The sequence below is a fragment of the Micromonospora sp. BQ11 genome (genome assembly GCF_052068135.1).
GTDB lineage: Bacteria > Actinomycetota > Actinomycetes > Mycobacteriales > Micromonosporaceae > Micromonospora.
The window spans coordinates 378,224-391,318 of sequence record NZ_JBQHDB010000005.1; the positions used below are offsets into that span (position 1 = coordinate 378,224).

The following is a 13,095-nucleotide window of genomic DNA, read 5'->3' on the forward strand; positions in this document are numbered from 1 at the left end:
CCGACCCGTACTTGCATCTCGACTTGGCGCAGGTGCGTGCCTTATCGAAGCTCGCCATTGACAGTCCCGCAACGGGATCGTAGCGTACGAGCCGCAAACATCGAAACGATTCAGTTTGATCTTGACTTGATCTGGTCCGGGTTCTCGAGACGGTTCGGAGATGGTGGAGGGAGGTGGAGACATGGCAACCGACACCACGCTGCCGGTCGGTCAGCCGCTGCTGCACGTCGATCGGATGACAGTGGACTTCCCCGGCGTACGTGCCCTGGACGGCGTGCACTTCGACGTTCGAGCCGGCGAGGTCCACGCGCTGGTCGGCGAGAACGGCGCCGGAAAGTCCACATTGCTCAAGGTGCTTGGCGGGCTGCACAGTCCGAGCGCGGGCGAGATCAGGCTGGGAGGCCGGGACTACCGCCCACGTCGGCCCGCCGACGCGTTGCACGCGGGTATCGCGGTGATCTACCAGGAGTTCAACCTCTACCCCGACCTCACGGTCGCGGAGAACGTCTACTCCGGCCGCGAGCCGTACGGCCGGATCTCGCGCGGCATCCGCTACAGCGAGATCAACCGACGCTCGGCGGAGCTGTTCACCACCCTGGGCGTCACCATCGACCCCACGGCGACGGTCGGCAGCCTTACCGTCTCCGAGCAGCAGCTCGTCGAGATCGCCAAGGCGCTGTCGGTGGACGGCCGCATCATCGTGATGGACGAACCGACCGCTGCGTTGTCCGCCGACGAGGCGACCAGACTGCTGGACGTCGTACGGCGACTGCGCTCCGAAGGTCGCAGCGTCGTCTACGTCAGCCACCGCCTTGACGAGGTCTTCGCCGTCGGGGACAGGGTCACCGTGCTGCGCGACGGTCGGCACGTACGCACGGCCGCGCTCGCCGACACCCACCCTGACGAGCTGGTCCGGCTGATGGTGGGCCGCGACATCTCGTCGGCGGCACGCGTCGAGGTCTCGGGCGACGAAGTGGTGCTCGACCTTGCCGGGATCAGCGCCGGGCGGCAGTTGCGCGATGTGTCGATCACGGTGCACGCCGGCGAGATCGTCGGCATCGGGGGCGTGGCGGGAGCCGGTCAGCCCGAACTGTCGCAGGTCATCTTCGGTGCCCTGCCGGTGACGGCCGGCACCATGACGTTCGACGGCGCGCCGTACCGGCCGGGCAGCCCTGCCGACGCGATGGCGGCCGGCATCGGCTTCCTGCACGAGGACCGCAAGGCCGCCGGCCTGCTGCCCGACCTGTCGGTGCGCGACAACCTCACCATCTCGGTGCTGGGCCGGCTGCGGCACGCGCTCAGCCGGCTGCTGTCCCCGGCGGCCCAGACCGGCGTCTTCGCCGACTACCGCAAGCGGCTGGCCATCCGTACCACGGGTCCTGACCAGCTGATCGGCCAGCTCTCCGGTGGTAACCAGCAGAAGGTCCTGCTCGGGCGGGCGCTCGCTCCCGGAGGTCGGTTGCTGATCCTCAACGAGCCGACCCGGGGCGTCGACATCGGCGCCAAGTTCGAGATCCATCAGCTGATCAATGAACTGACCGCCGGCGGCGCCGCGGTGCTCATGATCTCCAGCGATCTGCCGGAGCTGCTGGGAATCAGCAACCGGGTCTACGTGCTGGCCGGTGGCCAGGTGGTCGGGCACCTCACCGGCGCCGACCTGACCGAGGAGAACGTCATCATGTGCGCCACCACCGAACGCAGGATCTTCTCGGAGGTGAGCGTCTGATGTCAGCCGTGCTGCGCAGAGCCCCGCTCGCCGTCCCGCTCCTGCTGGTAGTCCTGTTCCTGGCCGTGCGGACCGACAGCTTCCTGTCCGGCGGCAACATCGAGAACGTTCTGGTCAACGCGGCGATCGTCGCGGTGCCGGGGCTGGCGATGACCTTCTGCCTGGCGATGGGAGAATTTGACCTGTCGATCGGCTCGACGGTCTCGCTCGCCGCGGTGGTCTGCTGCACGGCGATCATCGACGGGCATCCCGTACTGGTGGCGATGCTGCTGGCCCTGGCGGCCGGAGCGTTGATCGGCCTGGTCAACGGCCTGGTCGTCACCAAACTCGGGGTCACACCGTTCATCGCCACCCTGGCCACCCTGGTCATCGTGCGCGGGCTGTCCCTCGCCTACACCGACGGCCACGACCGGATCGTCAGCTCGCCCGGCCTGAAATACCTGGTGGGCGGGCGGCCCCTCGGGATACCGATGCCGATCCTGTTGGCAGTGCTCGCCACCGCGCTCGCCTGGTGGACCGTCAACCGGACCAGGTTCGGCCGTTGGGTCTGCGCGGTGGGCTCCAACCGCGAGGCGGCCCGGGTCTCCGGCCTGCCGGTCGACCGGATCAGGATCGCCGTCTATGTGCTGGTCGGGGTTGCCGGTGGCTTCTGGGGCCTGCTGATCGCCAGTCAGCTGCAGAAGGGCAACGGGCAGCTGGGCCTGGGCTTCGAACTCGACGCGATCACCGTGGTCGTGCTCGGCGGCACCGCGCTGCTCGGCGGCCGGGCCTCGATCATCGGCACCGTGCTGGGCGCGGTGCTCATCGAGACCATCCGCAATGGGCTGAACCTGCTCAACACGCCACCGGCCTTCCAGCGCATCAGCGTCGGGCTGCTGCTCATCGCGGCACTCGCCCTGCTCGGGCTGCGCAGGCGGGCCACCAGTGGCCCCGTGACCGTCCCCGCCGCCGTCAGGGAGGCCGCCGTATGAGCACCAGGACGGAAACCCCGGTACCCGTCGACCCGGCACCCGGGCACAGCCGGAGCCCCGGTGCGGACGTCACGAGCCGACCTGGGTTGGGCAAGCTCTGGGACACCTGGGGGATCACCGCGATGCTGGTCCTGCTGCTGGCGGTGACACCGCTGGTGGCGCCGGACTTCCTGGAGTTCGAGAACCTGCAGTCGGTGCTGCGGGAGAGCGCGTACCTGGGGATCGTGGCGGCGGGCATGACCTTCGCCATCGCCAGCGGCGCCTTCGACCTGTCGGTCGGCGGGCAGCTGGCCCTGGTCAGCGTGGTGACCCTGATCGGATACTCGGCGGGTGGCACTCCGCTGGCGGTGTCCTCCGCCGTGGCGACCGGGCTGGCCTGCGGGCTGGTCAACGCCGCTCTGATCACCGGCCTGCGGGTGCCGCCGTTCGTCGCCACCCTCGGGACACTGTTCGTCTTCCGGGGCGTGGCGTACATCCTGACCCAGGATGGACCCAAGACGCTGCCGTACGACCAGATCGGCTCACCGTTCGTCAAGATCGGCGGATTGAACCTGGCCGGCATCCCGGTGCCATTCGTGATCATGCTCGCCGTCTATGGAGCCGCTTGGTTGCTGCTGCGCCGCACCGCGACCGGCAGGCGAATCCTCGCCTACGGATCGTCGCCGGCGGCGGCCCGGTTCTGCGGCATCTCCGAGACCCGGATCAGAATTTTCGTCTTCGCCCTGGTAGGAGTGAGTGTCGGCATCGCCGCGCTGACCTACATCACCCGGGTGTGGACCGCCGACGGCTCGCTCCAGGACGGGTTCGAGCTGAAGGTGATCGCCGCCGTGGTGCTCGGTGGCACCAGCCTCAAGGGCGGCAAGGGCACGCTGATCGGGACCTTCTCGGCGGTGCTGCTCGTCAGCGTCCTCAACGACGTGCTCGTCAGCCAGGGGGTCCCGTCGGCATACCAGCGGATCGTGCTGGGTTGTGTGCTGATCGTCGCCCTGACCATCGACGGGTTGCGGACCCGCTTCGCCGCTCCGGGATCGTTCGGGCGGGCGCTGGCAGGTCTGGTGCGAAGGCCGTCGCACGCGGACGGCGCCTGACGATCGACGCCGGTGGCGCCCGCCACCATCTTCGATCATGAATTGAAACGATCAAATCACCCCTCCCGTTCGACACTCGGAAAGGAACATCGACGATGTTCAAGAAGGGTCTCCTCCCGTTCGCCCTCGTCGGCGTGCTGGTCCTGGCAGGCTGCTCGGACTCCAACGCCACCACCCCCGAGGCACCCAAGGACGACAAGATCGTCGTCGGCTTCTCGGTCTACGACATGCAGTACGAGTTCTTCCAGAAGATGGAGGCGGGCACCCGGGCCGCCGCCACCGCCAAGGGCTGGGAGTTCAAGCTGCACGACGAGAAGAGCGACGAGAACGAGATGGTCACCGGCGCCCAGGCGCTCATCGACCAGGGCGTCGACGTGCTGATCATCAGCCCGTTCAAGCCCAGCGCTCTCGGCCCGATCATCGCCAAGGCAAAGGCCAAGGGCGTACCGGTGATCGTCGACGACATCGGTGGCGGCGGCGCGCCGTACGACGCGATCGTGATCTCCGACAACGCCGGTGGTGGCAAGCTCGCCGCCGAATACATGGCCAAGCAGATCGCCGCCAACGGCAAGACCAGCAAGAACGTCGCCTCGATCACGTGCGAGCCGTCGGCGGTCTACGCCGCCCGGCGTAACGCGGGCTTCAAGGAGGCCATCGAGAAGGCGGGCTTCAAGGTGGTCGCCGAGCTGTCCGGCAACTCGAAGGCCGAAGAGGGTTACAAGGTCATGAAGGACATCCTGGCCAAGAACCCCGACGTGGCAGGCGTGTTCTCGTGCAACGACCCGATGGGTGTCGCCGCCGCCAACGCCATCAAGGACGCCGGCAAGAACCCGGTCACCGACATCGTGTCGGTCGGCTTCAACGCCGACCCGGAGGCCATCACCGCGATCAAGGCCGGTGGCCTTGCCGCGACCGTCGCGCAGGACCCGAAGGCGATGGGCGAGCTGACCGTCACGCTGGCCGAGCAGGCTGTCAAGAAGCAGACGATCACCTTCGACAACGCCGCCGAGCGTGAGGTCTACAACCCGGTGGCGCTGATCACCAAGGAAAACGCCGACTCGGTCAAGTGACCCGACAGGTCCGGCGGGTGGGCACCATTTCGGCGTCCGCCCGCCGGACCACTCCAGCCCTTCGGCGCAGCACAGGAGAGATGATGACCGACCACGCCGCGGCCACAGCCGCTGCCGCTGTCAAAGCCGCAGTCGCCGCCATGCGCATCGAGACGCCATCGTGGGCGTACGGCAATTCCGGCACGAGATTCAAGGTGTTCGCTCAGACCGGTGTGCCCCGCGACGCGTACGAGAAGGTGTCGGACGCCGCGATGGTGCATCGGCTGACCGGGGCCGCGCCCAGCGTCGCGCTGCACATCCCGTGGGACGCCGTCGACGACTACGCCGATCTTGCCCGGTTCGCCGAGGCCGAGGGCATCGCGCTCGGGGCGATCAACCCGAACGTCTTCCAGGACAACGACTACAAGCTGGGCAGCGTCTGCCACCCCGATGCCGGTGTGCGGCGCAAGGCGATCGATCACCTGCTGGAGTGCGTCGACATCATGGACGCCACCGGCTCGTCGATACTGTCGCTGTGGTTCGCCGACGGCACCAACTACGCCGGGCAGGACTCCATCGCCGTCCGGCAGGACCGGCTGGCCACCGCGCTGAGCGAGGTCTACGACAGGCTCGGCGACGGCCAGCGAATGCTGGTGGAGTACAAGTTGTTCGAGCCGCACTTCTACTCGATGGACCTGCCGGACTGGGGCACCTCCTACGCGCACTGCGTGGCGCTGGGCGACAAGGCACAGGTTCTGGTCGACACCGGCCACCACGCGCCCGGGACGAACATCGAATTTCTGGTCAGCGTGCTACTGCGCTTCGGCAAGCTCGGCGGCTTCCACTTCAATGGTCGCAACTACGCGGACGACGACCTGATGGCCGGTGCCGCCGACCCGTTCCAGCTGTTCCGGATCGCACACGAGCTGGTCCGCGCCGACGCGATCCGGCCCGAGGCGAATGTCGCCTACATGCTCGACCAGTGCCACAACCTGGAAGCGAAGGTGCCGGCGCTGATCCGTTCGGTGCTCAACGTGCAGGAGGCGGTCGCCAAGGCGCTGCTCGTCGACACCGGGGCGCTGGTCGCCGCGCAGCAGGCGGGCGACGTGCTCGGTGCGCACGCGGTGCTGATGGATGCCTTCTCCAGTGACGTGCGCCCACTGCTCGCCGAGATGCGAGTCGGGATGGGGCTCGACCCGGACCCGATCGCCGCCTACCACCGGTCGGGCTACCAGAAGAAGATCGAAACCGAGCGTGTCGGCGGCCAGCAGGCCGGATGGGGAGCCTGACCTGATGAGCAGCACAGCTTCTGACCTCGTCGCCCGGTCGAACCGGCTGGGCGCCGACCCGCGCAACACCAACTTCGCCGGGGGCAACACCTCGGCGAAGGGCACCGACCTCGATCCGGTGACCGGAAAGGACGTCGAACTGCTGTGGGTGAAGGGCTCCGGTGGTGACCTCGGCACGCTGACCGAGGCCGGGCTCGCGGTGCTGCGGCTGGACCGGGTGCGGGCCCTGGTCGACGTGTATCCGGGCGTCGAGCACGAGGACGAGATGGTCGCGGCGTTCGACTACTGCCTGCACGGTAGGGGCGGTGCCGCCCCGTCGATCGACACCGCGATGCACGGCCTCGTCGACGCCGCGCACGTCGATCACCTGCATCCGGACGCCGGGATAGCGTTCGCGACCGCCGCCGACGGGCCGGCCCGGACCGCGGAGTGCTTCGGTGACCGGGTGCGCTGGGTGCCGTGGCGCCGGCCCGGGTTCCAACTGGGACTCGACATCGCCGAGATCCGGCGCGACCACCCCGAGGCGATCGGCGTCATCCTCGGTGGACACGGCATCACCGCCTGGGGCGAGACCAGCGAGGAGTGCGAGGCGCACGCGCTGGAGATCATCGACACGGCGCAACGGTTCATCGACTTCCACGGCAGGCCGGAGCCGTTCGGTCCGGTGCTACCCGACCACGAGCCGCTGCCCGAGGCGCAGCGCCGGGAGCGCGCGGCGCAGTTGGCACCCGTGCTGCGCGGCCTCGCCTCGACGGACCGTCCGCAGGTCGGTCACTTCAACGACAGCGACGTCGTGCTGGACTTCCTCTCCCGTCAGGAGCACCCCCGGCTGGCGGCGCTGGGCACCTCGTGCCCCGACCACTTCCTGCGCACCAAGGTCGCGCCGATGGTGCTCGACCTGCCGCCGAGCGCCCCGCTCGACGACGCGATAGCCCGGTTGCGCGAGCTGCACGCCGCCTACCGCAACGACTACGCCGCCTACTACGCGCGGCATGCAGATGCGGACTCGCCGGCGATGCGGGGCGCCGATCCAGCGGTGATCCTGGTGCCGGGGGTCGGCATGTTCACCTTCGGCGCCACCAAGCAGACCGCCCGGGTGGCCGGCCAGTTCTACGTCAACGCCATCAACGTGATGCGGGGCGCCGAGGCCCTGTCAAGCTACGCGCCGATCGACGAGAGCGAGAAGTTCCGGATCGAATACTGGGCGCTGGAGGAGGCGAAACTCGCCAGGCTGCCAAAGCCCAAGCCGCTGGCCTCCCGGATCGCGCTGGTCACCGGCGGCGGCTCGGGGATCGGGCGGGCCATCGCGCATCGGCTGGCGGCCGAAGGCGCCTGCGTCGTCGTCGCCGACCGCGACGGTGAGTCTGCCCGGCGGGTGGCCGCCGAACTCGGCGGGGCCGACGTCGCGGTCGGGGTGGTTGCCGACGTCACCGACGCGGGTGCGGTCAGCCAGCTGGTACAGGCAGCCGCGCTCGCCTTCGGCGGGGTGGACCTCGTGGTCAACAACGCCGGCCTGTCGATCTCCAAGCCGCTGCTGGACACCACCGAAGCCGACTGGGACCTGCAACACGACGTGATGTCAAAGGGCTCCTTCCTGGTGGCCCAGCAGGGTGCCCGCGTGATGATCACGCAGGGGATGGGGGGCGACATCGTCTACATCTCCAGCAAGAACAGCGTCTTCGCGGGTCCGAACAACGTGGCCTACAGCGCGGCGAAGGCGGCTCAGGCGCACCAGGTCCGGCTGCTCGCGGCCGAGCTGGGCGAGCATGGGATCAAAGTCAACGGCATCAACCCCGACGGCGTCGTACGCGGGTCCGGCATCTTCGCCGGAGGCTGGGGCGCCAAGCGGGCCGCCGTCTACGGGGTTCCGGAGTCCGAACTCGGCGCCTACTACGCCCAGCGCACCCTGCTCAAGCGGGAGGTACTGCCCGAGCACGTCGCGAACGCGGTGGTCGTGCTCACCGCCGGCGAGCTGTCGCACACCACAGGCCTGCACATTCCCGTGGACGCCGGCGTAGCTGCCGCGTTCCTGCGCTGACCGATCCGACCGCCGAGGAGCACGCAGATGACAGGCACCGTCACGGTCGCCGCAGCGGATCTCGGAGCGTCGAGCGGCCGGGTGATGCTGGCCCGGGTCGGCGCGGACGTCCTCGACCTGACCGAGACGCACCGGTTCGCCAATCGGCCGATCCAGCTCGGCGCCACGTTGCACTGGGACGTGCTGAGCCTCTACCAGGGCGTTCTCGACGGGCTACGGGCGGCGGGCAGGATCGCCGCGCAGGGCGGCGCCCATCTCGACGGCGTCGGGATCGACTCATGGGCCGTCGACTACGGTCTGCTCGACGCGGCCGGCGCCCTGATCGGCAACCCGGTCTGCTACCGGGACAGCCGGACCGACGGCGTGATGGAGACCGTGCTCGGCCGGCTGGGAGCTGCCCGCCTCTACGAGACCACCGGGCTGCAGAACCTGCAGTTCAACACCATGTTCCAGTTGGTCAGTGCCGAGGGGACCGCGGCGGCGCGGACGGCACGGCGGATGCTGCTGCTGCCCGACCTGCTGGCGTTCTGGCTGACCGGGCAGCAGGGAACCGAGATCACCAACGCGTCGACGACGCAACTTCTCGACGCTCGTACCGGCGAATGGTCTCTTGATCTGATCTCCGACCTCGGCCTTGCCCCCACGCTGTTCGCGCCGCTGCGCCGGCCCGGAGACCGGATCGGTGAGCTGACCTCGCAGGTGCTCGCCGATCTCGGCCTGCCGGGACCGGTGCCGGTGATCGCGGTCGGCTCGCACGACACGGCCTCGGCCGTGGTGGCCGTCCCGGCGAGCGGTGACCGGTTCGCCTACATATCCTGCGGCACCTGGTCGCTGGTGGGTGTGGAACTGCCGGCGCCGGTGCTCACCGAGGCCAGCCGGCAGGCCAACTTCACCAATGAGACGGGTGTCGACGGCACGGTGCGCTACCTGCGCAACGTGATGGGGCTGTGGCTGCTTCAGGAGACGATCCGCTGCTGGCAGGCCGACGGTTCCGCGGTGGACCTGGACGTGCTGCTGTCCCAGGCTGCCGCCGAACCCGCGCTGCGCTGCGTGGTGGACCCGGACGACCCGGTGTTCCTGCCGCCGGGCGACATGCCGGCGCGGATCGCCGAATCCTGCCGGCGGACCGGCCAGCCGGAGCCGTCGTCGCGAGCCGCCATCGTGCGCTGCATCCTGGACAGCCTCGCTGTCGCTCATGCTCGCGCCGTCCGGCAGGCCCAGGAGCTGTCAGGTACGGCGGTCGACGTGGTGCACATCGTCGGGGGCGGTTCCCGCAACGAGCTGCTGTGCCAGCTGACCGCCGACGCGTGCGGCCTGCCGGTGACGGCCGGCCCCGTCGAGGCCACCGCACTGGGCAACGCGCTGGTGCAGGCCAGGGCACTTGGCGCGGTCTCCGGCGGGCTCGACGACCTGCGACGCCTGCTGCGCCGCCACCTGCCGGTGCAGCACTACCAACCGCGACCTGCGGCCGGAACGGATTGGGAGCACGCCGCGCGCCTGATCTCTCACCCCTGATCCCCGTCCTGATCACCCGCCCAGGAGGACCGCCGCCATGTCCCGCCAGTTCCGTCCCGTTCGTCTCCTCGCCCTCGCCCTGACCGCGATCCTGCTCGGCAACACCGCGGTCCACAGCCCCGCTACGGCAGCGCCGTTGGCCACGCCGCTCGGCGTGCAAGCCAGCGCCGACTTCGTCACCAGCGCGCGATGGATCTGGACCCCATCCTCCGCCACCGACCAGTGGGTCGCCTTCCGCAAGACCATCGACCTGACGGCGGCGCCCAGTTCGGCGCTGACGATGATCGCGGTGGACTCGAAATACTGGCTGTGGGTCAACGGGACCCTGGTCACCTTCGAGGGCGGGCTCAAACGAGGTCCCAACCCGAACGACACCTACTACGACGAGCGCGACATCGCGCCGTACCTGACCGCCGGCCGCAACACCATAGCGGTGCTGGCCTGGAACTTCGGCAAGGACAGCTTCTCGCACAAGAGCAGCGGGCAGGGCGGGCTGCTGGTGCAGTCCGACATCGTCACCGCCGGCACCACCACCCGGCTGGTCAGCGACGCATCCTGGCGGGCCGTCAGCCATCCCGGCTACCAGCACGAGACCACCGGCAGCCAGCCCAACTACCGGCTTGCCGAGTCCAACGTGTACTACGACGCCCGCAACGCCGGCGCCATGGCCAACTGGCAGGGCGCGACCTTCGTCGACACCGGCTGGGCCACCGCGACCGACAAGGGCGCCGCAGGTGCCGCACCGTGGAACGCTCTGGTGCGCCGGCCGATCCCGGCATTCCGTTTCAGCACACTGCGCGACTACACGAACAACGACTCGCTGCCCACCCAGGGCACCGGCGCCACCATCGTCGCCACCCTGCCGTCCAACCTCCAGGTCACGCCGTACCTGCGGGTGGACGCTCCCGCCGGGAAGGTGATCGGCATCCGTACCGACCACTACAACGACGGCGGGGAGTCCAACGTACGGGCCAGCTACGTCACCACCGGTGGGGTGCAGGAATTCGAGGCGCTGGGCTGGATGAGCGGAACCGCGGTGGAGTACACGGTCCCGGCCGGTGTCACCATCCAGGCGCTGCGCTACCGGGAGAGCGGCTACGACACCGACTTCGCCGGCTCCTTCACCAGCAACGACCCGTTCATGAACACGTTGTGGACCAAGGCAGCCCGCACCATGTACCTCAACATGCGCGACACCTACTTCGACTGCCCGACCCGGGAACGGGCCCAGTGGTGGGGCGACGTGGTCAACCAGCTCAAAGAGGGCTTCTACACCTTCGACACCCGTTCGCACGACCTGGGCCGCAAGGCGATCAACGAGCTGACGGCGTGGCAGAAGCCCGGCGGCCAGCTCTACTCGCCGGTGCCGGCCGGCAACTGGACCAGCGAGCTGCCCACCCAGATGCTCGCCTCGGTCTGGTCGCTGTGGACGTTCTACACCTACACCGGTGACTCGGCCACCGTCGGCGGCGCCTACCCGGAGGTCAAGCGATACCTGGACCTGTGGTCGCTGGACGGCGACGGGCTGGTCAACCACCGCGGCGGCGACTGGGACTGGGAGGACTGGGGTTCCAACATCGACGCCCGGGTGCTCGACAACGCCTGGTACTACCTCGCCCTGGACACCGCCGTCAAGCTCGCCCAGCTGACCGGCAACACCGGGGACGTGGCGGCCTTCCAGGCCCGACGCACCAGCATCGCCGACAACTTCAACCGGGTGCTGTGGCGCTCGGCGCAGGGTGAGTACCGGTCGCCCGGCTACACCGGCGACACCGACGACCGGGGTAACGCGCTGGCGGTGGTGGCGGGTCTCGCCACTCCGTCGACGTATCCGGCGATCGTCAACGTGCTCAACAATCACCGCAACGCCAGCCCGTACCTGGAGTTCTACGTCCTCGAAGCCCTCTACCTGATGGGCGATCCGGCGGCCGCGGAGGCCCGCATGCGGCTGCGCTACGCCTCGCAGGTCAGCGACCCGGGTTACACGCTGTGGGAGCTGTGGAGCAAGGGCGGTGGCGGCACCGACAACCACGGGTGGAACGGCGGCCCCCTCTACGTGCTGTCCGCCTACGCGGCCGGGGTCCGGCCGACCCAGCCCGGCTACACGGCGTACGAGGTGACGCCGCAACCAGGCGGGTTCACCGCCCTCGACGTGGCGGTGCCGACGGTCCGCGGCACCATCGACGTCGAGCTGAACCGGCCGACCGCCAACCAGGTCACCCTGAAGGTGGTCTCGCCGGCCGGCAGCACGGCCACCATCGGCGTGCCGAAGGTCGGCCTGAGCGCCGTCACCATCACCGCCAACGGCACCACCGTCTACGCCGCAGGTGCCGCCACCGGCAGCGTCGCCGGACTGACCTATGCCGGCAGCGACAGCGGTTACGTCTACTTCACCGCCGCGCCCGGCACCTGGACGTTCGACGAGACTGGCACCGGCGGTAGCACCGGCGCGGGCAATATCGCCCAGGGCAAGCCGGTGAGCAGCAACAACTCGCTGGAGACTCCGGACTGGGGCACCAGCCGGCTCACCGACGGCCAGCTCACCAGTGTCGCCGGCTCGCGGGGGTCCACCAGCGCACACACCCTGAACCCTGACGTCAGTGGCGCGCCGATCTGGGTCGAGGTCGACCTCGGCGCGGACACCGACGTGGACGCGCTGCGGCTGTTCCCGCGCACCGACACCACCGCGACCGGTGGTGGAACGCCGGGCTTTCCCGTCGACTTCGCCATCCAGGCCCGGGCCAACGGCAGCGGCAGCTACACGACGGTGCGCACGGTCACCGGCCAACCGAACCCCGACGGCGTCCCGCAGACGTTCGGCTTCACGCCGGTACGGGCTCGCTACCTGCGGGTGCAGGCGACCAGGCTCGGGGCGCCGGCCCACGACGAGGCGGGCGTGTACTACCGGCTGCAACTCGCCGAGCTGGCGGTACCGCTGGCGCACACCGTGGTCACCGCGAGCGACACGTTGGAGAACGGCGACTGGAACCGTGCCTTCGCCTTCGACGGCATCACCACCAGTGTGCCGGGCGCCAAGGGCTACACCAGCAATGACTTCACCGGGCCCGCTGTCGCCGGAACCTGGATCGAGCTCGACCTCGGCGTCAACCGTCCGATCTCGGCCCTGACGCTGGCGCCTCGCACCGACACCCCGGCGTCCGGCGGCGGCACAGCCAACTTTCCCATCGACTTCACCATCGCCACCAGGCCGGACGGCGGTGGCGCCTACACCACGGTGCACACCGTCGCCGGACAGCCGAACCCCAACGGCGCAAGCCAGCAGTACGCGCTGACGCCCACCACAGCCCGCTACGTCCGAGTGCTGGTCACCAGGCTCGGAACGCCCGCCACCGACGAACCGACCCGCTACCGGCTGCAGCTCGCCGAACTGGGCGTCGGATAGGCAGCAAGATTTCGAT

8 protein-coding genes are annotated in these 13,095 nt (G+C 69.2%); all 8 read left to right on the forward strand.

Features of this window, described 5'->3' with window-relative positions:
• Positions 1-181: 181 nt before the first annotated feature.
• Positions 182-1,726 (forward strand): sugar ABC transporter ATP-binding protein, encoded by a 1,545-nt coding sequence (locus ACTMSW_RS13840; RefSeq protein WP_441180991.1) that lies wholly within the window; start codon positions 182-184, stop codon positions 1,724-1,726.
• The gene (locus ACTMSW_RS13845; protein ID WP_441180992.1) at positions 1,726-2,697 is read left to right on the forward strand and encodes an ABC transporter permease; all 972 of its coding nucleotides are present in this window, start codon (positions 1,726-1,728) and stop codon (positions 2,695-2,697) included. The genes ACTMSW_RS13840 and ACTMSW_RS13845 overlap by 1 nt, the downstream gene beginning before the upstream one ends.
• Positions 2,694-3,785: an ABC transporter permease gene (locus ACTMSW_RS13850; RefSeq protein ID WP_441180993.1), complete on the forward strand. Its 1,092-nt coding sequence runs from the start codon at positions 2,694-2,696 to the stop codon at positions 3,783-3,785. The genes ACTMSW_RS13845 and ACTMSW_RS13850 overlap by 4 nt, the downstream gene beginning before the upstream one ends.
• A 95-nt stretch (positions 3,786-3,880) precedes the next feature.
• Entirely contained in the window at positions 3,881-4,855 is a 975-nt protein-coding gene (locus ACTMSW_RS13855) for a substrate-binding domain-containing protein (RefSeq protein ID WP_441180994.1), read from the forward strand.
• A gap of 83 nt (positions 4,856-4,938) precedes the next feature.
• Positions 4,939-6,123, forward strand: a complete 1,185-nt coding sequence (gene rhaI / locus ACTMSW_RS13860) for an L-rhamnose isomerase (RefSeq protein WP_441180995.1) — start codon at positions 4,939-4,941, stop codon at positions 6,121-6,123.
• Between the two features lie 4 nt (positions 6,124-6,127).
• Positions 6,128-8,161, forward strand: a complete 2,034-nt coding sequence (locus tag ACTMSW_RS13865) for a bifunctional aldolase/short-chain dehydrogenase (RefSeq protein WP_441180996.1) — start codon at positions 6,128-6,130, stop codon at positions 8,159-8,161.
• Between the two features lie 27 nt (positions 8,162-8,188).
• Entirely contained in the window at positions 8,189-9,676 is a 1,488-nt protein-coding gene (locus ACTMSW_RS13870) for a rhamnulokinase (RefSeq protein WP_441180997.1), read from the forward strand.
• Between the two features lie 37 nt (positions 9,677-9,713).
• Positions 9,714-13,079, forward strand: a complete 3,366-nt coding sequence (locus ACTMSW_RS13875) for an alpha-L-rhamnosidase-related protein (RefSeq protein ID WP_441180998.1) — start codon at positions 9,714-9,716, stop codon at positions 13,077-13,079.
• The last annotated feature ends 16 nt before the right edge of the window (positions 13,080-13,095 follow it).

Excerpts from the sequence above, each read along its gene's own strand:
- ACTMSW_RS13840 (WP_441180991.1), top strand. The coding sequence starts at position 182 with ATGGCAACCGACACCACGCTGCCGGTCGGTCAGCCGCTGCTGCACGTC.
- ACTMSW_RS13845 (WP_441180992.1), top strand. The coding sequence starts at position 1,726 with ATGTCAGCCGTGCTGCGCAGAGCCCCGCTCGCCGTCCCGCTCCTGCTG.
- ACTMSW_RS13850 (WP_441180993.1), top strand. The coding sequence starts at position 2,694 with ATGAGCACCAGGACGGAAACCCCGGTACCCGTCGACCCGGCACCCGGG.
- ACTMSW_RS13855 (WP_441180994.1), top strand. The coding sequence starts at position 3,881 with ATGTTCAAGAAGGGTCTCCTCCCGTTCGCCCTCGTCGGCGTGCTGGTC.
- rhaI (WP_441180995.1), top strand. The coding sequence starts at position 4,939 with ATGACCGACCACGCCGCGGCCACAGCCGCTGCCGCTGTCAAAGCCGCA.
- ACTMSW_RS13865 (WP_441180996.1), top strand. The coding sequence starts at position 6,128 with ATGAGCAGCACAGCTTCTGACCTCGTCGCCCGGTCGAACCGGCTGGGC.
- ACTMSW_RS13870 (WP_441180997.1), top strand. The coding sequence starts at position 8,189 with ATGACAGGCACCGTCACGGTCGCCGCAGCGGATCTCGGAGCGTCGAGC.
- ACTMSW_RS13875 (WP_441180998.1), top strand. The coding sequence starts at position 9,714 with ATGTCCCGCCAGTTCCGTCCCGTTCGTCTCCTCGCCCTCGCCCTGACC.